The organism is Streptococcus ratti FA-1 = DSM 20564 (assembly GCF_000286075.1).
Lineage (GTDB): Bacteria > Bacillota > Bacilli > Lactobacillales > Streptococcaceae > Streptococcus > Streptococcus ratti.
The window spans coordinates 430720-455734 of record NZ_AJTZ01000005.1 but is presented as its reverse complement, the minus strand read 5'-3'; the positions used below and the strand labels follow the sequence as shown (position 1 = coordinate 455734).

The 25015-nt window shown below is 41.0% G+C and carries 27 protein-coding genes; 2 read left to right on the top strand and 25 right to left on the bottom strand.

Translation table 11 applies throughout. The annotated features are described in order from the left end of the window. Nucleotides 1-94: 94 nt before the first annotated feature. The 5 genes from SRA_RS04215 to rpsP form a co-directional block, all read right to left on the bottom strand. Complete coding sequence (locus SRA_RS04215; RefSeq protein WP_003088010.1) at nt 95-1108, bottom strand: NAD(P)/FAD-dependent oxidoreductase; 1014 nt, start codon at nt 1106-1108, stop codon at nt 95-97. Nucleotides 1109-1191: 83 nt separating this feature from the next. Further along, nucleotides 1192-1914, bottom strand: coding sequence for a tRNA (guanosine(37)-N1)-methyltransferase TrmD (gene trmD, locus SRA_RS04210; RefSeq protein ID WP_003088009.1), 723 nt, complete (start codon nt 1912-1914; stop codon nt 1192-1194). Beyond that, nucleotides 1904-2422, bottom strand: a complete 519-nt coding sequence (gene rimM, locus SRA_RS04205; RefSeq protein ID WP_003088008.1) for a ribosome maturation factor RimM — start codon at nt 2420-2422, stop codon at nt 1904-1906. The genes trmD and rimM overlap by 11 nt, the downstream gene beginning before the upstream one ends. A gap of 89 nt (nt 2423-2511) precedes the next feature. Next, complete coding sequence (locus SRA_RS04200) at nt 2512-2751, bottom strand: KH domain-containing protein (protein WP_002262014.1); 240 nt, start codon at nt 2749-2751, stop codon at nt 2512-2514. A gap of 18 nt (nt 2752-2769) precedes the next feature. Beyond that, nucleotides 2770-3045, bottom strand: coding sequence for a 30S ribosomal protein S16 (gene rpsP, locus SRA_RS04195; RefSeq protein ID WP_003087995.1), 276 nt, complete (start codon nt 3043-3045; stop codon nt 2770-2772). 186 nt (nt 3046-3231) lie between these two features. Here rpsP and SRA_RS10175 point away from each other — a divergent pair, with 186 nt between their 5' ends. Next, complete coding sequence (locus tag SRA_RS10175; protein WP_003087994.1) at nt 3232-3372, top strand: hypothetical protein; 141 nt, start codon at nt 3232-3234, stop codon at nt 3370-3372. 294 nt (nt 3373-3666) lie between these two features. Here the strand turns inward: SRA_RS10175 and SRA_RS04190 are convergent, their stop codons facing one another. The 11 genes from SRA_RS04190 to SRA_RS04140 all read right to left on the bottom strand — a co-directional run bounded on the left by SRA_RS04190 (nt 3667) and on the right by SRA_RS04140 (nt 16557). Beyond that, nucleotides 3667-4905 carry an ABC transporter permease gene (locus SRA_RS04190; RefSeq protein WP_003087992.1) on the bottom strand — a complete coding sequence of 413 codons (1239 nt, stop codon included), beginning with the start codon at nt 4903-4905 and terminating at the stop codon, nt 3667-3669. Between the two features lie 12 nt (nt 4906-4917). Beyond that, on the bottom strand, nt 4918-5625 hold the full coding sequence (locus SRA_RS04185) for an ABC transporter ATP-binding protein (protein WP_003087991.1): 708 nt from the start codon (nt 5623-5625) through the stop codon (nt 4918-4920). 5 nt (nt 5626-5630) lie between these two features. Continuing rightward, nucleotides 5631-6926, bottom strand: a complete 1296-nt coding sequence (locus SRA_RS04180; protein ID WP_003087990.1) for an efflux RND transporter periplasmic adaptor subunit — start codon at nt 6924-6926, stop codon at nt 5631-5633. Between the two features lie 312 nt (nt 6927-7238). Beyond that, the gene (gene carB, locus SRA_RS04175; RefSeq protein WP_003087988.1) at nt 7239-10418 is read right to left on the bottom strand and encodes a carbamoyl-phosphate synthase large subunit; all 3180 of its coding nucleotides are present in this window, start codon (nt 10416-10418) and stop codon (nt 7239-7241) included. Between the two features lie 187 nt (nt 10419-10605). Further along, a complete protein-coding gene (locus tag SRA_RS04170; RefSeq protein ID WP_003087986.1) occupies nt 10606-11697 on the bottom strand; it encodes a carbamoyl phosphate synthase small subunit in 1092 nt (363 codons plus the stop codon). A gap of 117 nt (nt 11698-11814) precedes the next feature. Then, nucleotides 11815-12741, bottom strand: a complete 927-nt coding sequence (locus SRA_RS04165) for an aspartate carbamoyltransferase catalytic subunit (RefSeq protein ID WP_003087984.1) — start codon at nt 12739-12741, stop codon at nt 11815-11817. A gap of 91 nt (nt 12742-12832) precedes the next feature. Continuing rightward, nucleotides 12833-13357: a bifunctional pyr operon transcriptional regulator/uracil phosphoribosyltransferase PyrR gene (gene pyrR, locus SRA_RS04160; RefSeq protein WP_003087982.1), complete on the bottom strand. Its 525-nt coding sequence runs from the start codon at nt 13355-13357 to the stop codon at nt 12833-12835. 211 nt (nt 13358-13568) lie between these two features. Further along, entirely contained in the window at nt 13569-14141 is a 573-nt protein-coding gene (locus SRA_RS04155) for a TVP38/TMEM64 family protein (protein WP_037611060.1), read from the bottom strand. A gap of 153 nt (nt 14142-14294) precedes the next feature. Beyond that, nucleotides 14295-15191, bottom strand: coding sequence for an RluA family pseudouridine synthase (locus SRA_RS04150; RefSeq protein ID WP_003087978.1), 897 nt, complete (start codon nt 15189-15191; stop codon nt 14295-14297). After that, on the bottom strand, nt 15175-15642 hold the full coding sequence (gene lspA, locus SRA_RS04145) for a signal peptidase II (protein ID WP_003087977.1): 468 nt from the start codon (nt 15640-15642) through the stop codon (nt 15175-15177). Before lspA ends, SRA_RS04150 begins: the two co-directional genes overlap by 17 nt. A gap of 9 nt (nt 15643-15651) precedes the next feature. Next, complete coding sequence (locus tag SRA_RS04140; RefSeq protein ID WP_003087975.1) at nt 15652-16557, bottom strand: LysR family transcriptional regulator; 906 nt, start codon at nt 16555-16557, stop codon at nt 15652-15654. Nucleotides 16558-16858: 301 nt separating this feature from the next. Between SRA_RS04140 and SRA_RS04135 the strand changes: the two genes are divergently transcribed. Next, nucleotides 16859-18652 (top strand): glucosyltransferase G, encoded by a 1794-nt coding sequence (locus SRA_RS04135; RefSeq protein WP_003087973.1) that lies wholly within the window; start codon nt 16859-16861, stop codon nt 18650-18652. Nucleotides 18653-18993: 341 nt separating this feature from the next. Here SRA_RS04135 and SRA_RS04130 read toward each other — a convergent pair whose 3' ends face one another. The 9 genes from SRA_RS04130 to SRA_RS04090 all read right to left on the bottom strand — a co-directional run bounded on the left by SRA_RS04130 (nt 18994) and on the right by SRA_RS04090 (nt 25012). Next, nucleotides 18994-19383 carry a DUF4430 domain-containing protein gene (locus tag SRA_RS04130; protein WP_003087970.1) on the bottom strand — a complete coding sequence of 130 codons (390 nt, stop codon included), beginning with the start codon at nt 19381-19383 and terminating at the stop codon, nt 18994-18996. Nucleotides 19384-19441: 58 nt separating this feature from the next. Continuing rightward, nucleotides 19442-19888: a cupin domain-containing protein gene (locus tag SRA_RS04125; RefSeq protein WP_003087968.1), complete on the bottom strand. Its 447-nt coding sequence runs from the start codon at nt 19886-19888 to the stop codon at nt 19442-19444. Nucleotides 19889-19891: 3 nt separating this feature from the next. Then, entirely contained in the window at nt 19892-20992 is a 1101-nt protein-coding gene (gene eutH, locus SRA_RS04120) for an ethanolamine utilization protein EutH (protein WP_003087966.1), read from the bottom strand. An 11-nt stretch (nt 20993-21003) separates the two neighbouring features. Then, nucleotides 21004-21273, bottom strand: coding sequence for a EutN/CcmL family microcompartment protein (locus tag SRA_RS04115; protein ID WP_003087964.1), 270 nt, complete (start codon nt 21271-21273; stop codon nt 21004-21006). A 5-nt stretch (nt 21274-21278) separates the two neighbouring features. After that, complete coding sequence (locus tag SRA_RS04110; RefSeq protein ID WP_225310751.1) at nt 21279-21905, bottom strand: hypothetical protein; 627 nt, start codon at nt 21903-21905, stop codon at nt 21279-21281. Nucleotides 21906-21917: 12 nt separating this feature from the next. Then, nucleotides 21918-22550, bottom strand: coding sequence for an ethanolamine utilization phosphate acetyltransferase EutD (eutD, locus tag SRA_RS04105; RefSeq protein WP_003087962.1), 633 nt, complete (start codon nt 22548-22550; stop codon nt 21918-21920). Between the two features lie 158 nt (nt 22551-22708). After that, entirely contained in the window at nt 22709-22981 is a 273-nt protein-coding gene (locus SRA_RS04100; RefSeq protein ID WP_302048531.1) for a BMC domain-containing protein, read from the bottom strand. A 14-nt stretch (nt 22982-22995) separates the two neighbouring features. Next, nucleotides 22996-24462: an acetaldehyde dehydrogenase (acetylating) gene (locus SRA_RS04095; RefSeq protein WP_003087957.1), complete on the bottom strand. Its 1467-nt coding sequence runs from the start codon at nt 24460-24462 to the stop codon at nt 22996-22998. A 1-nt stretch (nt 24463) separates the two neighbouring features. Continuing rightward, nucleotides 24464-25012, bottom strand: a complete 549-nt coding sequence (locus tag SRA_RS04090) for a BMC domain-containing protein (protein WP_225310750.1) — start codon at nt 25010-25012, stop codon at nt 24464-24466. Nucleotides 25013-25015: the final 3 nt, after the last annotated feature.

Below are 25015 nucleotides of genomic sequence, written 5' to 3'. Positions count from 1 at the left end.
ACTTTCTTTATCCGTCTGCCAGCCAGCTGGGAGTAGGCAGAAAAGCTGTAGCTTCTTAGCTCTTTTTGATCCTACTTCTCCTTTATTCTGACGTCTATTTAATCAATGACGTTGAGTGAACCACACGATTGTCACGATCCGGGTAAATGTAGTGAATAGCTTGATTAACTGCCGTTGGCGCTTCGCCAAAACCAGTCGCAATCAAATCTACCTTGCCAGCATACTGAGCTGCATCCCCAATAGCATAGACACCTTCCTGGCTGGTCTGAAAGACAGGAGATACATTGATACTGGAACGTTTGTAATCAATATTCCAATTTTTTAGATTTTTATTGGATGTTGAAAAACCGAAGCTGACAATGAGATCATCAAGGGCAAGTTCCTGAGTCTCATCTGATTTTACTTTTTGAATAACAAGACTTTGGACCTTTTCACCGTCTCCTTTAAGTTCCAAAGGAAGATAAGGTGTCATAATAGTAACATTGGAAGCTTTCAAAACTTCCACACTATGCTCATGAGCACGAAAGGCGTCACGGCGGTGCACTAAAGTAACACTTTCTGCAATTTTATCTAAGGCATTAGCCCAGTCAACAGCAGAATCACCACCGCCGCAAATGACAACTTTTTTACCGGCAAACCGATCTAATTTATGAACATTGTAAAAGATATTATAATCAGCATAGCGCTCTTCATTTTCTAGACCGAGCTGCCGCGGCGCAAAGGCTCCATTTCCGCAAGCAATAATAATAGCTTTTGAAAAGTGCTGTCCTTTATTGGTCTCAATAGTAAAAATATCGCCTTCTTTTTCAAAGGTCTTGACTTCTTCTTTCAGACAAATACTGGTCTTATCTTTAAAACGCTCTGTCTGCTCAATAAGACTGTCTACCAAATTAGCTCCTGTAATCGCTGGAAAACCGGGAATATCGTAAATAACTTTTTCCGGATACAAGACAGCAGGCTGGCCGCCCAGTTCAGACAAACTTTCAATGATTTTGACCCGCACATCGCGCAAACCAGCATAAAAAGCCGCAAAAAGACCGACGGGGCCGCCGCCGATAACCGTTATATCATAAATATCTTTTTCAGATGTCAATTTTTCTTCCTCCATAAACAAAGTAATTCCATTATAGCACAATTGAAAGCCAGCAAATAAAAAGAGTAGGAAACAAACTTTCCAAACAGGCATCAAGGTCAGCTCAGTCCCTCGCTCTTTATTTTTTCTAAAAGCTGCTTTTCTTCTTCAGTAAAATGATAATGCTCCAACAAATCAGGCCTGTACTCCCAGGTTTTGCGCAAACTTTGCTCTAAGCGCCATAGGCGAATATTTTCATGATGACCGCTCATGAGAACATCAGGCACCTTCATACCCCTATATTCATAAGGACGTGTATACTGGGGATATTCTAAAAGACCAGAGGAGAAGCTGTCATCTTGATGACTGGCTTCCTTGCCGATAACCTCTGGAATCAGTCTGACGGTCGCGTCAATAATCGTCATAGCAGCCAACTCACCGCCAGTTAAAACAAAATCTCCCAGAGAAATCTCATCAGTCACCAAAGACTTGATGCGCTCATCATAACCTTCATAATGACCGCAAATAAAAATAATTCCTTCTTCTTGCGCTAAGTCTTCTGCATAAGACTGGCTGAACCGCCGCCCTGCAGGATCTAAAAGGATAACACGCGAATTTGGGGATTCAATCTTATCAAGAGTATCAAAAATAGGCTGAGCCCGCAAAAGCATCCCCTGACCGCCGCCATAGGGTTCATCGTCTACATGGCGGGCCTTCTCTGCATTTTCACGAAAATTATGATAGTTAATTTCTAAGAGACCTTTTTCCTGCGCCTTGCCGACAATCGAATGTTGCAAAGGGGCAAACATCTCTGGAAAGAGCGTCAGAATATCAATTTTCATCGTCTAATCCTTCCAAAACATTGACATCAATACGGCCATTTGCCACATCAACATTTAAAATAACTGAGGGAATGTATGGCAGCAGCAAATCACGTTTCCCTTTGCGCTTAACCACCCAGACATCATTGGCACCTGGCTGTAAAATTTCCTTAACCTGACCAATCAAAACCTCACCCTCGTAAACATCAAGTCCAATGATTTCATGATAATAAAATTCGCCATCTTCCAGATCCGTCAAATCCTCTTTCGCAACTTTAAGGGTGAAATCGCGATATTTTTCAACATCATTAATATGATAAAGCCCTTTAAATTTGACAATATCAAAATTTTTATGTTTACGGTGACTGGCAATCTCAACAGTCATAACAAAGTGATCTTTTTTATCAAAAAGAGCTAGGCAACTTCCTTTTTTAAAGCGTTCGTCTGCAAAATCCGTCACAGATAACACACGGACTTCTCCTTGAAGTCCTTGAGTGTTGACAATTTTTCCAACATTAAAATAGTTCATGTCTTCTCCAATAAAAAATTACTGCTTTTATTTTAGCATCATGTTTCATAATTCTCAATGCCATGTAAAAAAAGCAGCGACTGCTGTCACTACTTTTCATCAATCACAAGTCTGACTTTTTTACCCTGAGTTGGAACCGAATAGACAATCGATCTTATCGCTGTGATGGTGCGACCTTTTTTACCGATAATTCGGCCAATATCACTAGAATCTAAGTCAAGATGATACTCCAAAAACTCGGGTGTATCTTCAATTTTAATGGTAAAATTATCTGGTTGCGAAATCAAAGGTTTCACAATAGCGATAATCAGATTTTCAATGGTATCCATAGGCAACTACTTACTTCTTTATTTTTTTGAATATTTAGCTTCATGGAATTTCTGCATAATTCCAGCTTTTGAAAGGATGTTACGAACAGTATCTGATGGTTGAGCGCCATTGCCTAACCACTCAAGAATACGGTCTTCTTTAAGGGTTACTTGATTTTCAGCTACAAGCGGATTGTAGGTTCCAACAGTTTCGATGAAGCGGCCGTCACGCGGTGAACGTGAATCTGCAACATTGATACGATAGAAAGGTTTCTTTTTAGAACCCATACGAGTTAAACGGATTTTTACTGCCATTTTGAAATAATCTCTTTTCTGTTTTTTTATTTTGAGCATAGCTGTGCTATAAACTACTTTATTTATTATAACACAAAAATTCAGACTGTCAAGAAAAAAACTTGACAGTCTGAATTTAAGAACAGCACTTAAAATAGGTTCATTTACATTTCAGGAATTCCATATTATGATTAAGACAGTAATAATATGAAGCAAACATTTGGGATGCTTTGGGCTGAGATCATACCCATTGAATCTGATGCAGTTAGCACTGATGAAAAGAATGTCACCAATGAATACTACAACGAGGCTGGGCAAAACTCGTCCAATATTCCTGTTTTGGAATAAGCTCTGGACGCAGTGGTTGGCTGACTTTCCTTTCGTCACAAGGCCAAAGCGGAAAACCTAGCCAACTGTGCAGAGATGGGAGTGAAACGGTCTGGGGAGAGACCATTTCAGGTCACCACCTTAAAACCAGGATGTGGTGAGAACCAAAATTTTCAATTTTTGGGTTCTCACCCACCCTCCGTTTATATCATCATAAGAAATAATCTGTACGTATACTTTTTAATTGCTGCAAATCTGGCGGCCAAAAATTTTTGTATTCTTAACTTTACAGCTTCCTTCTCTCTTTTGATAGTATCATTCGTATCTCAAAGCTTCAATCGGATCCAATTTACTTGCCTTATTGGCCGGTAAAATACCAAAGACGGCACCGATAAAGACTGAGAAGGCGATGCTGACCAGTACCGTGTTCAATGCAATGACAGGTTTGCCGATAGCATTGACCAGACCTTCTGAATTGCCCAAAATATTGGTCAAGCCATAGGCGCAAAGCAAACCAATAAAACCTCCGATTAAGGTCAGTACAATAGACTCAATCAGAAACTGCGTCAAGATATTGCGGCGTGTAGCTCCCAAGGCCTTACGCAAACCGATTTCTCTGGTACGCTCTGTTACCGACACCAGCATAATATTCATCACGCCGATACCGCCAACTAAAAGCGATGTTCCGCCGATAATACCTATAAAGGTCGTAATCGCAGTGATTTGTGACTGAACACTTTCTAATTCCTTACTGATGTCAAACATAGTATAGTGACCATTAGAAGCATTGGAAAGCTTAGTCAATCGTTTGGCCGCTTCTTTTCCTACCTTTGAAGAAACACTAGCATCAGGTACATGAACATAAATACTGCTAATTTCATCAACACCGAATTCAGAAGCCAGTTGACTGTTAGTCAAAATGGCATTGCCATCTGAATTCATGCCATAGGCGGAAGAACCTGCATCAGGATCCTTATAAACCCCAACAACACGGTATTTTTTATCTCCGACTTCAATAATCTTATTCAGCGCTTCCTCATAGCTAGAGAATAACTTTTTTGCTAACATTTCATCAATCATGATAAAACGCGAAAAATTCGTGTAATCACTGGCATTAAGCTGACGGCCAGCTACAACTTTATAGCCCTTAACATCAAAATAGTTTTGACTGACGCCTGTCAGAGTAACCTGTTTTCCTTTTTTATTTTGATAGAGAACATTGCTTGAAGTTGTATTGGTCACATAGTAGTTATCAATCCCATCAACTTCTTTTACAATGTTTTGAAGCCACTCCTCTTTAATTTTGGGTGCATCTTCTTGGGATTGGTCTAAGTTATAATACTGCTCCTGTGCATCTTCATCATTTGACGCATAATAAATCTGAACATCATGCTGATATTTAGTCGCTTGATCTGTAATATAATGGCGCATGCCTGTTCCCATAGCCATAATGACAGATACGGCTGTCACCCCGATAATAACTCCCAGCATTGTCAGAAAGGAGCGCATCTTGTGCCCCATAATTGAACTAAGGGCAAATTTCCAATTTTGCATAAATTTCCTCCCTTAATCAATACGGACACTGTCAGTCGTATCTAAAGTAATCTCTCCGTCACGGATAACAATCTTGCGAGTCGCATAATCAGCAATTTCAGGTTCATGAGTTACCATAATAATTGTCTTTCCTTCATGATTGAGCTGAGTTAACAATTCCATAATTTGGTTGCTGGTCTTGGTATCCAAAGCACCTGTGGGTTCATCTGCTAAAATAATTGAGGGATTATTAACCAAAGCACGTGCGATAGCAACTCGCTGCTTTTGTCCGCCGGAGAGTTCTGATGGCAGATGCTTACGCCTGTCAGCTAATTCGACTTTTTCTAAAAACTGCTGTGCTAGCTGATGGCGCTTTGATGCTGATACGCCTGCATAAATAAGAGGCAGCTCAACATTATCCTGCGCATTAAGCTTGGACAAAAGGAAAAACTGCTGAAAGACAAAGCCGATTTCTTTGTTGCGAAGATGTGCCAGCTTATTTTGATTTAGCTTTTCAATAGACTCATCCGCCAAAGAATAAGAACCGTCTGTTGCCTTATCTAAAAGACCGATAATATTCATCAGGGTTGATTTTCCAGAACCGGACGGCCCCATAATAGCAAGGAAATCTCCTTCATTAACAATCAAATCTATACCTTTTAAAACCTGCAATTCCTGATTGCCGTTATGATAGCTTTTTGTGATGCCCTCAAGATGGATGAGCTCTTTTTTATCACTCATACTGCTCACCTCTTTTCGCCAGCCTTATCATTTTTAGCAGAAGGTTTGTCAATCTTCTTACCTTCTTTCAAACCTTTATCAGGATTAGCGATGATAACTTGCCCTTTGTTAAGACCGGAAGAAATTTCCTGTGACTTAGCATCGGCATTGCCTGCCGCAACTTCTTTTCTTAAAACTCGAGAGTTCGATTTGTCATAAACCCAAACATAGTTTTTCCCATTCTTGCTCACCAGTGCCGAGGTAGGAATAATAAGGCTCTTGTTTTCGTTAGCAACCTCTACAGATACCGTGAAGCCCTGTTTTAAATCGCCTAAATCACTGGTAATATCTGCTTTGTATTCATAAGCAGCCGCACTGGAAGACGAACCGCTGCCAGATGATCCAGAACCTTGAGACTGATCCTGATCCGACTGAGTTGGGTAATTTGAAATATAAGAGATTTTACCATCCCATTCCTTATTGTCATAAACTTTGGATTTGATTTTAATGGCTTGCCCGACCTTGATATTAGCTAAGTCATACTCTGTCAGAGTCCCTCGAACCTGCAATTTCCCTTCGCTGGTTACATGAACCAAAGCCTTGCTGGTCTTACCAGAAGGGTCGATATCATTGTTAACTTCTGCTACTGTTCCAGTTACTTCACTGTTGACAGAAGTATTGTCAAGAGCTGTCTGAGCCTTGTTAACCTCATCTTGAGCACTGGCTTGAGCATCGTACAAGTCCTGCAGCTGCTGATCATAGGCAGTGGAATTCGTCGGTGTGAGAGCAGCTGCACTGCTGTCAGTTACACCGCTTGCTGAATTGCTGCTTTGAGCACCAGAAGTGTTTCCTTCATCTGCTGACGGATTGCCAGATGCAGAACCATTATCAGCAGAGCTATCTGCTGACGGTGCAATACCATAGTTTTGATAATTTGTAATCTGACGGTTAACCTTATTAAGGTTTCTAACCGCTTGATCATAAGCCGCCTGGGCTTCGCCTGTATCATACTGTACCAATTGCTGCCCCGCAGTAACCTGATCTCCGGCAGCAACTACTACTTTGGGATTGCTTCCCTTGCTGCTGTCATAATAAACATACTGTTCTGATTCGGGTTTGATTGTCCCTGAAAGCAAGGTTGATGAGGAGATAGAACCCTCTTTTACCTTAACCGTCTGATAGCCAACATTCTGTGACTCTATTTGACTGAATTGCTGCAGTCTAATCCAAATCAATCCCAGCAGAACTGCAACAGCTGCAAAACTGCCGCCGATAATCCACCCTTTTTTCTTTTTGGTCATTTTTCCTTTTCTTTTTGGCATAAACTTCTCCTCCTGCTTTTTCCTTTTCATCATACCGTTAAAGCGAACATAAAAGCCTTACACTTTTACCTAAAAAACTTACAAAAATGTAAGACTGCTGTATGCGGACCAAACAGACAGCTTATTGTTCTAACTTTATAATACAAATATACAACCTTTATCTATTGATGTCAAGTTTTTTCTGGCTGTAAACAAAAAAGAGTGAAGCAAAACAACAATAATTGACTTCACTCTAAGTTCTAAGAATTTCCGATTTGGTTTTGTGCACAGGTGAAAACCGTACGGGCATCAGCTTACATTTTTACATTTAAGTTATATAGCCTGAGTAATAAAGCCTCGGCTTTCAAGAACCCGAACCATTGCAGCCGCTGTATCCAAGGCTGTAAAGAGCGGCACTCCGTGTTCAATAGCAGAGCTGCGAATGGCTGCGCCGTCTTCATCAAAGGTACGCTTGTTGCCAACCGTATTGACAATAGCCTGAACCTTGCCTGCTCGGACAAAAGCAGGAATGTCATTGGCATCATTTTCTCCAAGTTTATCTACAAGCTGAGTGTCTAAGTTATGTTTAGCAAAGAACTCAGCAGTACCCTTAGTTGCGAGAATGCTATAGCCAATATTTGAGAAGCGCCGTGCCAGATCCAGTGCTTCTTCTTTAGTATCATCAGCAATAGTAAAGATGACATTTCCGAAAGACGGAAGGTGGAAATAAGAGGCTTCAAAGGCTTTATAAAGAGCTTTTTCCAGGGTTGAGTCTGTCCCCATCACTTCACCTGTGGACTTCATTTCAGGTCCCAAAAGACTGTCAACTTTAGCTAGTTTTGTAAAGGAAAAGACAGGGGCTTTAACATGGACATTTTGACTTTCCGGGTAGAGTCCGTCTTTATAACCAAGTTCAGCAAGACTATTGCCCAAAATCAACTTAGTCGCCACCTGAGCCATCGGAATATCAGTTACTTTAGATAAGAAAGGCACGGTCCGGCTGGCACGAGGATTGACCTCAATAACATAAACCGTTTCGTCTTTAATGACAAACTGAATGTTCATCATACCGATACAGTTGAGACCAATAGCGAGACGTTTGGTATAATCTGCGATAGTTGCTTGAATTTCTTTTGAAAGCGTCTGCGGTGGATAGACCGCCATAGAATCCCCTGAGTGAACCCCGGCCCGTTCGATATGTTCCATAATTCCTGGAATAAGAACATTTTTGCCGTCAGAAATGGCATCAACTTCACACTCGCGGCCAACCAAATAAGAGTCAACCAGAACTGGATGATCTGGGCTGGCCTTAACAGCCGTCCGCATGTAGGAACGCAAATCATCTTCGTTTTCTACGATTTCCATGGCACGGCCGCCCAAAACATAAGACGGACGCACAAGAACAGGGAATCCAATCTTACGGGCAGAATCAACAGCCTCTTCCTCATTCGTCGCTGTTTGTCCGGGCGGCTGAGGAATTTCCAAATCTTTCAAGGCCTGTTCAAAGAGATCACGGTCTTCAGCCCGGTCAAGATCAGCCACTTGTGTCCCAAGAATTTTGACACCGGCATTTGACAAAGGTTCAGCCAAATTGATAGCCGTTTGACCGCCAAACTGAACAATAACACCTTTTGGCTGCTCTAATTCGATAACGTTCATAACGTCTTCAAAGGTCAGAGGTTCAAAATAGAGCTTGTCTGAGACTGAGAAATCCGTTGACACTGTTTCCGGATTGGAATTCATGATAATGGCTTCATAACCAGCCGCCTGAATAGCTTTTACGGAATGAACGGTAGCATAGTCAAACTCCACACCCTGACCGATCCGAATTGGACCTGAGCCTAAAACCAAAACGGATTCCTTATCCGATTTGACAGACTCATTTTCCCACTCATAAGTAGAATAGAAATAAGGCGTTGCCGATTCAAATTCGGCGGCACAGGTATCAACCATCTTATAGACTGGGATAATCTTGTTATCAAGACGAATCTTGCGAACATCCTCAGCTGACACATTCCAAATATCGGCAACCTTACGGTCTGAAAAACCGTTGCGCTTAGCTTCCCTAAGCACAACAGGATCCTCCATATGGCCTGCTAGAGCTTGCTCAATTTCATAGATATGCAGCAGTTTATCAAGGAAGAAGATATCAATCTTCGTCAATTCTGACAGTTCTGCAATCGTGTAGCCCCGGCGGATAGCCTCTGACAGGTAGAAAAGCCGGTCATCCTGAGCTTTAACAATTTGTTCAACCAAGGCATCATCCGTCACCTCAGCGAGTTCTGCAATTTCATTATGGTAAACACCGATTTCAAGCGATCGGCAGGCTTTGAGAAGACTCTCTTCAATATTGCGGCCGATAGCCATAACTTCACCGGTCGCCTTCATTTGAGTTCCCAGACGGCGTTCCCCGTGTTCAAATTTATCAAACGGAAAACGCGGAATTTTAGCCACCACATAGTCAAGAGCAGGCTCAAACATAGCATAGGTGGTGCCGGTAACCGGATTAATCATTTCATCAAGGGTCAAACCGACAGCAATCTTGGCAGCCAATTTAGCAATGGGATAACCAGTCGCTTTGGACGCCAGAGCTGATGATCTGGACACACGCGGATTAACTTCTATGACATAATATTTAAAGCTATTTGGATCAAGCGCCAATTGAACATTACAGCCCCCTTCAATTTTCAGGGCGCGAATAATGCTGAGGCTGGCGTCGCGCAGCATCTGATTTTCAATGTCTGACAATGTCTGTGTCGGCGCAAAAACGATGGAATCTCCAGTGTGAATACCGACAGGATCAAAGTTTTCCATGTTACAGACAACCAAGGCATTATCAGCACTATCCCGCATTACTTCGTATTCAATTTCCTTAAAACCAGCGATAGAGCGTTCAATCAAACACTGGGTCACTGGTGATAATTTTAGGCCGTTTTCGGCAATTTCACGAAGTTCTTCTTCATCTGAACACATACCGCCGCCAGTACCGCCGAGTGTAAAGGCAGGACGGACAATGACAGGGTAGCCGATTTCATTGGCAAAAGCTACCGCTTCTTCAACACTGTTGACAATATCGGATTCAGGAATAGGCTGCTTTAAATCTTCCATCAGCTGTTTGAAGAGGTCACGATCCTCAGCCTGATCAATGGCAGACAGCTTAGTTCCTAAGAGTTCAACACCCAATTCATCCAAAATACCAGCTCTGGACAGTTCCATAGCCATATTAAGACCTGTTTGCCCGCCAAGAGTTGGCAGCAAAGCATCGGGCCGTTCTTTTCTCAGGATGCGTGTTACAAATTCGATGGTGATGGGCTCGATATAAACACTGTCTGCGATTTCCTTATCAGTCATAATAGTGGCTGGATTAGAATTAACAAGCACAACACTGTAGCCCTCTTCTTTGAGAGCCAGACAGGCCTGAGTTCCTGCATAGTCAAATTCCGCAGCCTGACCGATAACAATCGGACCAGAACCGATAACCATGATTTTTTTAATATCAGTACGTTTAGGCATTTATAAGATATTAAGGGCGTTAAGCGGACACAGCAAAAATAGGAAACCAGCCGACGACGCTCGCGTCTAGGATATGTTTATCTTTTTTGCAAAGTCCGTAGCCCGTATTCAGTTTAACCGAATACAGCTTATAACCCTTTCTCCTTTCTTTTATTCGCCGTCTCTCAGGGCGGCATTAAATATGAGACTAGTGATGGTTAGCTTGTTCAGCTTTAAAAGCATCAATCATTTCTAAAAATTCATCAAACAAATAAGACGCATCGTGCGGTCCCGGTGCAGCATCCGGATGGTACTGAACCGAAAAGGCCGGATAATGGCGATGGCGCACGCCTTCAATTGATTTATCATTAATTTCTTCATGCGTAATCATCAATTCTTCCGGCAGACTTTCACGTTCCACCGCGTAACCGTGATTTTGGCTGGTAAAATCAATCCGGCCTGTAGCAATTTCACGAACCGCATGGTTAAAACCGCGATGGCCAAATTTCATCTTATAAGTAGTGGCACCATTAGCCAGACTAAAGAGCTGATGCCCCATACAGATGCCAAAAATCGGAATTTTCCCCTGAACTCCCCGAATCATATCCAAGGCTTCCGGAACATCCTGTGGATTCCCTGGACCATTTGATAGCATGACACCGTCTGGATTCAAATTTAAAATTTCCTGAGCTGTAGTATTGTAAGGAACTACCGTTACATTACAATCACGCTTTGAGAACTCACGCAGGATAGAATGTTTAAGACCAAAGTCAACTAAAACAATATTTTTACCAATACCAGGCGCTGGGTAGGCTGTCTTTGTCGATACCTGCTCAATGTTGTTTGTCGGAAGGACGGTTGCTCGCAGCTGATCCTGCAAATGTTCAATCGAATCCCCATCATTGGCAAGTGTAGCCTTCATTGTCCCATGAAGACGGATGATCTTTGTAAGCGCACGGGTATCAATGCCAGAAATACCTGGAATATTCTTAGCTTTCAAAAATTTATCCAAGGTCATCTGTTTACGCCAATTACTTGCCAGACGGGCATTCTCTGAAACGACCACTCCTTTACAGGTCGGTGTGATACTCTCATAGTCATCACGATTAACCCCGTAATTGCCGACCAGTGGATAGGTGAAGGTCAAAATTTGACCGTTATAAGACTGATCAGTAATAGACTCTTGATAGCCTGTCATGCCGGTATTAAAAACAATCTCACCCGTCACATCAAGGTCTGCCCCGAAGGCCTGTCCTTCAAAAATGGTTCCGTCTTCTAAAATTAAAAGTCTCTTTCTCATATAGTTACCTTTCAGTAAAATCAACCAGTTCTCACTTTAGTCATTCGCAGCGGCTTAGCAAAAACAGCTGACTGAAATTCTCAGTTATCTTTTTTACCTTTACTCTTAAAACTTCGATTAGGACTTTCCTTTAAGGATAGCTTCTAAGATAGCCATTCTCACAAAAACACCGTTTTTCATCTGAGCCACAATTCGTGACTTAGGAGCTTCCACCAGACTGTCAGCAATTTCCACATCACGGTTCACCGGAGCCGGATGCATGATAATGGCAGAGTCTTTTAAACGGCCATAGCGCTCTTTGGTCAGACCATAGTGTTGATGATAGGTTTCCTTGGAAAAACTTTCTTTACCGTCATGCCGCTCATGCTGCACACGTAAAAGCATCAGAACATCCACCTCATCAATTATTTCATCAATGGCGACATGCTTGCCATAGACATCAAATTCCGAAGAATACCATTCTTCAGGTCCAGCAAAATAAATCTGTGCTCCCAAGCGCTTCAGAATCTGCATATTGGACTTAGCTACACGCGAGTGAGTAATATCCCCTACAATGGCAATCTTAAGATTTTCAAAGCTTCCAAATTCATCATAAATGGTCATCAAATCCAGCAGACACTGGCTTGGATGCTGCCCCGATCCGTCTCCGCCGTTAACAATGGAGGTTTGAATCGTTCGGCTGTCAATCAGCTCCTTATAGTAGTCATCCTGCGAATGGCGAACCACACAGATATCGACACCCAAAGCGCTCATAGTCAAAATCGTATCATAGAGTGTCTCACCCTTGTTTACGGAGCTGGTCTTAGCATCAAATTCAATAACATCAAGTCCCAGCTTTTTCTCTGCCACTTCAAAAGATTTATGCGTCCGCGTGGATGATTCAAAAAATAGATTTGCAGCAAAGTACTGCCTGTCCAGCGAAAATTGGACCTTTTTTTCTTTGAAAGCCAAACCTCTTTTAATTAAGCCGAGCACTTCTTCATTGGATAAAATTTCCATGCTGACCAAATGCTTAAGCGACACAACACCATCAGTAAATATCATTAGAACCTGTACCTTTCTGAGAGAAATCCATAAGAGCTTGTTTTGTATCCGGACACTTAAAATGTCTCAGAACATCTTAAACAAATTTCTATTAATCTTCTTTAGCAAGCAGCAAAACATTGTCTTTGCCGTCAGTCTCTGTCATATTGACAACAATTTCTTCTGAACTGCTGGTTGGAATATTCTTCCCAACATAGTCCGCACGGATAGGCAGCTCTCGGTGTCCTCGGTCTACCAAGACAGCCAGATTCACCCGAGATGGACGTCCGAGACTGACAAGATTATCAATAGCAGCACGGATAGTGCGGCCCGTGTAGAGAACATCATCTACCAAAATCACATCTCGGTCTGTAATGTCAACCGGCATATCGGTGGTATCTTCCTCAATTTTTATATCATCGCGAAAAGGTCTGATATCGAGCTGACCGAGCGGCACATCAATACCTTCAATCTGCTTAAGACGCTCCTGAATACGGCGGGCAATAAAAACACCGCGCGTCTTAATACCTGCCAATACAATCTTATCGAGCCTCTTATTACGCTCAATAATTTCGTAAGTAATGCGTGTAATAGCACGCTTCATGGTGACACTGTCAACAATTTCTTTTGTTTTCATAGACTGCCTTTCTGTAAAAAATAAGAAAAAATCTCCTTATACAAGGAGATTTCACGAAATATAAGTACAGTTTTCCCTGCACTTTTTTCCTTACCGACTCCTTGCCTGCCTCACGGGACAGTGTTAAAGGAATATTCACTTTGTTTATTATAACATAATGCATTAAATTTTCAAGAGGCAACCGTAATTTTTTTCTGTCGGCAAAAAGAGATCAGCTGAGCCCAAATAATTTTGATAAGATAGTGGTTAACCCTAGGCTGTAAGCCAAAAGTGCTGCCGGTTTTCCCAGTAGTATAATTGTTATAAACTGTTTGTAGCTCATACTGGTCGTTCCGGCCAGATAACAAAGCAAATCATCCGGCGCAATTGGCAGAAAGATGGCCCAGGCAAAATATTTAGCAAATTTACTGTCCGAATTGGTTCGATGCTCATAGCTTTCAAGCAGCTTGGGGCTAAAGAAAGCCTCCAAAACAGGCCGTCCGAACCGTCTAGCAATATGAAACCCTAAAACAGAACCGGTACAAATGCCAATATAATTCCAAATAAATCCCCAAACAGGACCAAAAATAAGAACCCCTGCTAAAGTGGAAACCCCTCCCGGCAAAATCGGAATAGCCACCTGAATAATCTGCAGCAGTATAAAAATCAACGGACTCCACGTACCATAACGCTTCATAGCAGCACGCAGCTTTTGAACATCTGTCAGATAACCCTTATTATAGAGATGAACTGTCAAAAGGATCATCGCTAAAATTACTAGCCAGGCAAATAAACGCAAAAACATACGAACATACTTCAGTTTGGTTTCTGTTTTTAAAGGATTGGATTTTTTCATGATTTTATTGTAGCAAAAACTTGTGAAATCTACTGCGATAAACTGTTGACTCAAAAAAAGCCAGACAAACATGTGCTGCCGGCTGCTGGTCTAATTTTTATTTTAGTTTAAATGATGGCGCAGCTGTTCTAAAGTTTCTTGGAAAATTGCCGGTACTTCTGCAGAAAAGCGCATTAATTGGCCAGTAACAGGATGAGTAAAAGCCAAGGTTTCAGCATGAAGAAACTGTCCCTGTCCCTTAAGCGTTTTTTTAGGGGCATAAAGCGGATCTCCCGCAAGCGGATGGCCGATATAGGCCATATGAACGCGAATCTGATGGGTTCTTCCCGTCTCTAAAGTCAGTTTTACTAGAGTGTAGTCACCCAGATGCTCCACAACCTGAAAATGTGTTAAGGCAGGCTTACCCTTTGCTGTCACAGCCTGCTTTTTGCGATCTTTGTCACTGCGGCCAATAGGTGCTTCAATAACACCTCGGTCATTTGGCAGATTGCCGTGAACAATAGCCAGATACTGACGCAGCGATTTCTTTTCTTTCAACTCGTCAGCCAGAAACTGATGCGCCCGGTCATTTTTAGCTATCATCAAAAGTCCCGATGTATCTTTATCAATGCGGTGAACAATGCCTGGTCTTACCACACCGTTGATGGTTGATAAGTCTTTGATATGAAAGAGCAAAGCATTAACCAAGGTTCCTGAAGGATGGCCTGCTGAAGGATGAACCACCATTCCTTGGGGTTTGTTAACAACCGCTACATCAGCATCTTCGTAGATAATATCAAGTGGCAAATCCTGAGGCGGACAGTCCAGTATTTCTTCCTGCGGCAGCTCATAAGTAACTATGTCCCCGGCCTTAACCGCATACTTGGACTTTTGAGCTCTGCCATTAACCAAAACAAGCCCCGCCTTAATCTGTTCACTGGCTTGGCTGCGGGACAGTTCTGTCAAATCTGCCAGCGCCTTATCCAGACGCGTCCCTGTTTCTTTAATGCGAATCTCCATTTTTTTCTTCTCTCCATAAAGCAATAATTAAGAGCAGCACTCCAAGGCTCAAATATGTATCTGCTGCATTAAATATTGCAAAATCAACAAAATCAAGATGAACCATATCGACAACATAGCCCAGCCGCAGACGATCGATGAAATTGCCTAGACCGCCGGAAATAATCAAAATCAGGCCAGCTAACAGCCAGACGCTGTCAGACTGTATAAATTTGATAAGGTAGTAGCTGGCGGCTCCCAGCACCAGTATACTAATAATTGCAAAGAACCACTGCTGATTTTCTAAAATTGAAAAGGCTGCCCCTGTGTTTTTCAAATAGGTCAGACTAACTAGATTAGGAATGACATTGACAATTTCACCCAAAGCAATCGATCTGACGACTAGAAATTTGCTGAGCTGATCAAAAGCAACCAAAAGAAGAATGGTAAAAGGCAATAATATCTTTCTCATAGCTTCTCCTTAGGGCTGATAGGTTTCAAAATAAGAAAACATGACATTGATAAACTTTAAGGCGCAAGTTGACAGGGCAGTGCTGCTGCGTCTGACATAAACCATGCGATTGTCTAGCTGATCATCCAAAGGAATGACCGTAATGCCATTGACACTGCGACTGTCTAAAAATCCTGATCCAGTCGCGTAGGCATCCGTGCGCTCCAAAATACCATTTAGAGTTGCCCGGTCGGTAACATTGTAAATCAAGGAACTGCCTGTGGTATCAACGAGATTTTCAGAATAATAAAGATATTCATCTTTTTCCTGAGTGAAGCGAACCGTTTCAAGACCTTCTAAATCTTCCATAGTTAAAAGTTCTTTTTGAGTCAGAGGATGATCTTGACGCAGGTAAATATGCGTCTTAAAAGGAATCATTTCGACAAATTCCAAGCCCAGCTTATCCATTTTCTGCAAGATACCTTTGCGGTTTTGCTGGTTCATATAAATAATACCGATTTCACTGTGTCCTTCGGCCACTTCATCTAAAATCTGAGCTGTTGTTGTCTCAAAGATTCGAAAATCCTTATATTCCGAATATTTTTTAGAAAAGGCAGTCAGAAGAGGCGGCAGAAAATCATAGTGCTGACTGGCTACTGAAAATTGATTTTTATCACTGTCTGGCTTGGCATAGCGCTTCTCAAAAGAATCAAAGCTCTTGACAACATCCAGTGCCTTTTCATAGAAAGTCAGCCCCTGACTTGTTAAAACTGCTCCTGTTGTTGTTCGTGTAAAAATTTTAAAACCCAGCTCCTGCTCCAAATCTTTGACAGCTACAGACAAGCTAGGCTGACTGACAAAAAGCTTGGCAGCCGCCTCGCGAAAAGTTCCACTGTTAGCGATAGCTACCACATATCGTAATTGTTGAATGTTCATGATACTACTTTCTTTTTTAACTGCTGTTTCTATTATACAACAAAAGTTACATTTTACGCGTGATTTTCTTTTATTATCTTTAGAGAGCCTGTCTTATCGAAAAAGAGATATTTTTAAGCATTTTACTACCCCCAAAAGACAGATCCAGATTCCAGATATAGTTTTTTTGACAAAACAGTGTCATCATCTCAGCAGCATTACAGATAGCTATCATTTACAGTCACTAAGGAGCAAAGCCCAAATAGCGTGCTATAATAAAGGTGTTGACCAATACTTTGCTTTAGAAGAAAAGAGGTTTTTTATGATAAGACAAGGGGATTTTAAATTAGCTAGACAAAAGATAAAAAAACACAGAGCATCTATCATGGGTACAGCCGCGTTGCTGCTGAGCTCCTTAGCTGCTCCGGTGTTGGCCGAGGATCAGACACCTGTACAAAGCAGCTCAGCTATTGCCCAAACTACTGAAACTGTTGCTAAGTCTGCTTCAGATCACTATTCAAATTCTGATTTAATCAAAGATTCCGATCAGCCGCAAGGAACTAATAGTGTTTCTAACGAAGCAGCACAAACTCAGCCACCGACCACTTCCCAAGAGGACAGTCAAAAACAAACAGCTGCCACAACAGAAGAAACGGCGGTGGCAAACAAAGATAGCCAAACAACTGCTGCTACAACGAAAGAACAAGCCACTCAAAAGCAGTCATCGGCTTCTTCTCAAGCACAGACAACCAAAGACAAAAAGCAGACCTCTGCTGAAACAAAGGGATTTATCACTAAAAATAACGGAAAAACTTACTACATTGACCAAGAAGGCCAGACTCTCACAGGCTTTCAGACGATTGACGGTCAGACCTACTATTTTTCAACAGACGGAAGCCTGCAGAAGGACCGGCTTATTACTGTAAATGATGAAATTTACTATATTGACTCACAAGGACATCCAGCTGTCAATCAATTCGTCCAAAAAGCTGGCAGCTTCTACTATTTGAACGAAGACGGAAAAGCACTCACAGGCTGGCAGACTATTGATGGCAAACAGCTTTACTTCGCTGAAAAAGGCAAAGCTAGAACGGCTGCTCAATATAAAGGCAGCCTATACACGATTGATGGTGACAAGTATTATTTCGATCCGGACAGCGGGGAAATGTGGACTAATCGTTTTGTCAATTATATCGGCAACTGGTATTACCTTGGCAGTCAGGGAAAGGTTCTCACCGGCTATCAAACCATCAATAATCAAAGCTACTATTTTGACAAACAAGGCAAACAGCTAAAGGGTATCGGCTACGACGATAATGGTCAGATCATTTTGACCGATCGTCAAAGCGGGATCGTTCTCAATCAAAAAATAGAAAAGAGCCAATTCTATCAGAATGAAAATAACTGGTATTATCTTGATGAGAATAATCAGTTTGCCAAAGGCTGGCAAACCATCAACGGCCAACGACTGTATTTTAACAGTGATGGCAGCCAAGTTAAAGGAACGATGCTGACTCTTAATGGCAAAAAATATTATCTTGATCCAAACAGCGGAGAGATGTGGACCAATCGTTTTGTCAGCCAAAAGCAATACAGTGACCGCTACAGCAGTTACTATGATGTGTGGTATTATTTAGGCGACGATGGCGCAGCTGTTTCAGGCTGGCAGACTATTGACGGCAAGCAGCTTTATTTTTATTCTGACGGCAGTCAAGCTAAAGGTCGGCTGATTCAAGATCAGGGCAAATTTTATTATTTTGATCCGGACAGCGGAGAGATGTGGACCAATCGTTTTGTTTACATCACGCCGTCTAACAATTACTATTATCAGCCCGTTTTTAGCGGCTGGCTTTACTTGGGAGCAGATGGTGCCGCCCTTTTAGGCTGGCAGACTATTGATGGCAAACAGCTCTACTTTCAGCCGTCCTATAATAGTAAACTGGGCTATTCTCATCAAGAAGGTGGGCAAATCAAAGGAGAGCTTTTTGAAATTGATGGCAGTCTCTACTATTTTGATCCGGACAGTGGCGAAAAATGGACTGACCGTACTTTGACATATGATGGCAAGACCTATCACATTGATTCCCAAGGCAAGGCAAGTCTCCAGCAGCCTTAATATAAGTGATGAGGTGAATTTTTTAACTTCCTATCTTCAAAGAGTTAAAGCCAGCATTTACACTGCAAGTAAGGAAGGCAGAATTGCTAGAATTCACTGCAGCAATCATTATATGTTATTTCATATTAAAACAAGGCAGGATTTTTGTCCTAGCCTTGTTTTAGTTTTTATACAATATCGTTTTCTCTCCTTATTCAGTTATTTTGAGACAAATGCAAAAAATATCTGGGAGCGAAATCTTGTGATCATAGTACTCTTTTTATCAGTTAATTTTACTGTTTTTGACTTCCGTATAAAAATTGAAGGAAGTGTTTTAGGCGATCAGTCTCTTCAACCTAAAATTATTTATAAATCTCCTGATAAAATTCAATCTTGTCATCCTTTTTAACTTTTATCTTATTAGCTCCTTTTGAAGCAACTTCATCATTAACTTTAAACATCCAATAGAGCTTTCTTTCTTCATCTTGTTTATTTCCATCTATAGCTGTGATAAAGCCATCCTTTTCTTCGACTTTATGTGTTTTTTTAAGTACCTCCATAGCAGTAGTACCTTTATCAACAGTTACTGTTTTTGTGCTGGCTTCTTTACCCTCGGGCTTAACAATTACTTGAATAGCTATTCTCTTTGTTTCTTGCGAAGAGGATTTATTATCAGCACTATTGCCACAGGCAATCAGAACGAAGCTTAATAAGAGCATAGATAGACTAAACAATAGTTTTTTTACTTTCATAAAACTCTCCTTAAAATTAATTTCATTCGAAAATTCAGGCAAACATGCTTTTATTTCACTATCCTGCCCAATCTGCAGGATAAGTAACATACATAAACCGTGCTTTTTCTGGAGCAGAAAATTGGATTTTGCTATCTTTAGGGATTAAAATAACTTCCCCAGGGCCAGCAGTAACTTTCTCACCATTAATGATAATTGTTAGTTGGCCTTCAATGACATAATCAATTTCATCATAAGTCAAATGCCAATCAAAAGATGTCTTTTCCATCTCCATCAGACCGCAGCCTAGCCTTGGGCTTTCTTCCAAAGTAAATAGGTCGCGCGTATAGACAATGTTTTTTTCACTACCTGTATCCAAGCGGTCTTGAGGTCGTGTTTTAACAAAGGGCAGCTCTATCTTTTTCACACCATAACACGCACAAGCTTTAAGTGGTTTATTTTCATCCATCATTTCCAGCAAGGTTTCCCGAACCAAGGCTTCAATTTTATATTCATCGATCTCCATTAATCACTTCTCCTTCAAGTCATTTTCTGGAAATTGTCTATTGACAACTGCCAAGGCAATCACAATACCGACAATTCCTCCAACTAATTTACTAACAATCATCGGAACCACCAATTTGGGGGCAACACCAGCCGTAAATCCAAGATGATCGCCAAAGGTAAAGGAAGCACAGACCGCAAAAGCTACATTAATAATCTTGCCGCGCTTATCCATATCCTTCATGGTTTGAAACATAGCAATATTATTAGCCAGCGAAGCTACCAGACCTGCTGCAGAAACATCATTCATCCCCAAAAGATTGCCAAGTTTCATCAAAGGCCTTTGGAAGAATTTATTGATAGCAAACACCAAGCCATAAGCACCAGCCAAAGTAATCCCAATCGTTCCCACAATTTCAAAGGCAGAGGAAATATTTTCCGTGGATTTAATAAGCTTAACACCTGTCAGCAATTCAAATCCCCCTAAAACTAGGCCGAAAATTGCTACAATAACTACGCCTTGCCCAAATACTTTAAAACCTGAAATCATTTTCTTAGGCATTTTCCACAAGCCTAAGGCTATCAAAACAGCTACAATGATAATCGGAACCAAATTTTGCAGCACCAGCATAGGATTGATTCCTTGCAGGATACCTCCAACAAAGGCACCAAAAGGAATAGACATTAAACCGCAAAGAATACCAATCGCTAAATATTCTTGATCTTCTTTTTTGATAATCCCCAATGATACTGGAATGGAAAAGACAATGGTCGCCCCCATCATAGCACCTAGTATAGCACCTGAAAACTGACCGATTGTTGCATTTGATGCCATTGACCTAGCTAGGAAAAATCCTCCCATATCATTAGCTAAAATAGTTCCAGCAAACATACTGGGATCTGCCCCCAGCAATTTATAAATCGGGACAATGACTGGACTGAGTAATTCTGAGAGTAAAGGAGCAATAACAATAATACCTGCCATTGATAGCGTCAAAGCTCCCATGGCCATAACTCCTTCCTCAAATTTTTCACCTAATCCTATTTTCTTTCCCAGACAGTAATCAATACCTCCTAAAACCATAAAAATGGTGATAATCCAAATAACGATTTCATTAATTCCCATAATTTCACCTATTATTCTGTTATATCAAATGAGTCAATAATTCCAATGATAGCCATATCTATTGGCAAATTTTTATCATCAAATGTATATTTTGCATTTGTTCCTGTGGCTACTAGAACTGTTTCTCCAATCCCTGCTCCAACCTTATCCGCTGCCACTAAAATATCTGCAGCGACTGTTTTTTGACTGGTAAATTTTTGAATGACTAAAAATCTTTTGCCATTTAATTTATCATCCTTTTTAGTTGACCATAAATTCCCAACGACTTTACCAATAAACATTTGCCTCACTCCTTCACTATTTGAATATTGTTCTCACGAAGATAGTCTCTTGCCAGTGCTGTCAGTATCATATTAGGACTAAGATCAAATGTTGTCAGTTCATCCAAGGGATAATTATCTTTTAAGACTTTCAAGGAAATGAGCTGCTTTTTGCTTGTACCGTTTTTACTGCATCTTGTCTGCTCAAACGGAGCTCTGCATGACTTGCCAAACGGCGGGAAATAATACTCTAAATTATTTTCTTTTATGAGTCTGGCTCCCATTTTAATAAGCTCTCTTTTAGCCGCATTTATTTTTGAAACAAGATGGCTGTTGATTGGCACTTCAGCAGTTAATTGAACAAAGAGAGGCCGGCCGGTCAACAAGCTCTCAACAACCAAATCTTCTAATTGATTGACAGCAATTAGATTAGCTATCCGAATCAATGATTTTAAAGAGCTAATTTCCACAACGATAAAATGTTCCTGTACTGCTTCCTCTAACGCTGGCAACTCTTTTTTTACAGTCATGCCTTGTTGCAGCAAGTAGGATTCAACTTTAGTTAAATGAGAACCAATAACATAATATATGGGCCTATTTTGAGTCAAACGCTCCATTACTTGATCACTTACTTGCTGAATTAATTGATTCATATCCATTCTTCATCATCTCACAATAGTTGCTCTGATTCCTTTTTTAAAACCGCAGGCATTCGCTTCATCGTAGTCAATATGCATCATGGTACAAAAATTATCATCTATCCGAATAACAACATCATCAAAAATAAGTGGCCTTTTTGCGTCTATTTTAACTTGCACAATTTCTCGGTCAGTCACACCCAGTGCTTTTGCATCTGCCGTTTTAACATGAATATGCCTCCTAGCTGCAATGACTCCGTGATCAATTGTCACAGCAAAGCCACCATTAATAATCGTAATTCCCGGACTTCCTTTGATGTCACCGCTGAGCCGAATAGGAGCGCTAATCCCAATGTTTTGTGCATCTGTCAATGATAGCTCAACCTGTGTCTCAGTTCGTGTGGGGCCTAAAACAGCAACATTGTGCAGAGCTCCTTTAGGCCCTAAAACAGTTAAACGAACTTGTGAGACAAACTGGCCAGGCTGTGATAAACTTTTTACTGGTGTCAGTTGAGCATGCTCTCCCAATAAGGTATGTAAATCTTTCTCAGATAAATGTATATGTCTCCCTGATGCTTCTACTTCAAATGAAGGAAGCATTTGTTCTTTTACTCTTGCAACTACTTCATTTGTAATTGCATCCATATGACTTAAATCCATTTGCCTTTTACCTCTAAACAATTATGGAAAACTCATTTTGTAGTTAATAGATATTAAGCAGATGCGGCAGGTGTAATGCTTTTAAAGAGAATGGGACCTTTTATCCCAGACTCAATTATTTTAAAACACAGGAATACCTCATCTTCTTTCTTCTATTTTTAGTTAGGCAAAATGCTGTCTACTTCTGTATGCGGACGCGGGATTACATGAACCGAAATTAGTTCTCCAACCGCTGATGCGGCATTGGCTCCCGCATCGGTTGCCGCTTTGACCGCGCCGACATCACCGCGAACCATGACGGTGACCAGACCGCCGCCGACATGTTCTTTGCCAATAAGATTGACATTGGCTGCCTTGACCATGGCATCTGCGGCTTCAATGGCTGCTACCAAACCTTTAGTTTCAATCATTCCTAGTGCGTTATTCATTATGCTTTCCTCCTGCTTCATACATTAAGTTTATTAATAACCTTGTTAACTAACAAATCAATGATTTCTTCCTGAGAAAGATCGCCATCAACTGTCTTTACCTTCTCTTCTCCAGCTGTGCCACGAATGTCTTCCATTGTACGAACACCGTGGACAACACGCTTAATGTTAATCAGATTAAGCGGACTGATATTGTCAGATGTTGAACTTCCTCCAACAGCCCCGCAGCCAAGTGTTAAAGCTGGAAATAAATTTGTCGTTGCTCCAATTCCGCCAAGTGTTCCCAATGTGTTGACCAACAAACGAGATACTGGTTTTTCCAAGGCAAAGGCTCTGATAATATTATCGTTTCGCGAATGAATGGTCATGGTATGTCCAGCCCCTTCATTAGTTAAAATCTCACAGCATAAACGGCAGGCCTCCTGCCATGTATCAACCGTGTAAAATGCTAATATCGGCCCCAACTTTTCACGAGAATAAGGGATAGTGTTTCCCACTTTTGTTTCTGGAGCAATAAGAACAGTAGTATCACTTGGTACTTGTAAACCAGTCAATTTTGCAATAGTATTAGCATCCTTGCCTACAATCTGAGGATTCATGGTACCATTATCACGCAGAATTAATTTTGCCAGTTTTGCAGATTCTTCATGGTTTAAGAAATAAGCGTTTTCCTTTTTTAACTCTGCAATCACTTGATTTTTAATTTTGCTATCGGTGATAATTGATTGTTCAGATGAACAGATTGTCCCATTATCAAAGGTTTTGGAAGCGATAATATTTTTTACAGCTGTTTTAATATCGGCACTGCTTTCTATGTAGGCTGGGCCGTTCCCAGGGCCAACGCCAATTGCTGGCCTTCCCGAAGAGTAAGCTGCCTTAACCATTGCTGAACCGCCTGTTGCCAAAATTAATTTTGTCAAGTTGTTTTTCATTAATTCTTCTGTTCCAGCCATTGTTAAAGTATCTTGAACGCTGATGGCATCAACAGGACAGCCAGCTTCAACAATTGCTGAGCGAATCAATTCAACTGTTCTATGAATACATTTTTTTGCAGCTGGATGCGGTGAAAAAACAATAGCATTTCCAGCCTTAATTGCAATCAAAGCCTTATAAATAACAGTCGAAGTTGGATTGGTAGAAGGGACAAGAGCAGCAATCACTCCTATAGGCACACCAATCTCTGTCAGTCTTTTTTCTTCATCTTCCCGCAGGATACCTACCGTCTTCATATCCTTAATTGCTTCAAAGACCCGTTTTGAAGCAAATTCATTTTTAATAACTTTATCCTGCCACTTGCCAAAACCTGTTTCTTCAACAGCCTGTTTAGCCAGCTCTTGACGATGATCAAATCCCGCTTTAGCGATAACTTTGCAAATGCTGTCAATTTTTTCTTGAGTCATTTTTGCTAACTCTTTTTGAGCTGCACTCGCTTTTCGCAATAAATCGCGTGTTTCCTGGATAGAAGCTAAATCTTTATCAAGCACATTATTCCACTCCTTCCTCTTTTAATTTCTTTATTAATGTTTGCTTATTTGCAAATTTTATTTCTTTTTTGGTCATGGACTCTAATTCCAAAGCATAGGCTAAGGAGCGTAGTTCTGTTACTTTTAACTCCTCAAGATTGTCAATTTTTTCGCGCTTAATTTTATTCAAAAACTGATTGTAAATGTACTTGCTGTCAGCAGCCTGTTTAACCTCCTTTTTTTCAGAAATCTTTTTTGCTGTATCATCTGTCTTTTCGGTATAGCTAAATAATGATTGCAATATCATTTCTTCAACTTGAGGATCAAGATTAGCAATAATATTAGAACTAATATAACAATTCATTTTACTAACCACCCCTTTCGCATTGTCGACAGCTTCTTTAATTGCTCCAACATCACCAAATAATTCTACGCTTGTCAACCCTCCTTTAATTGTACTTTGATTTACAATACGTACATCAGCAGTCTTAACAGCAGTATCAGCAGCCACAATAGACCCTAACAAGCCTCTAACTTCAATCATTCCTAATGCCTTTTTTGCCACTATCATCAC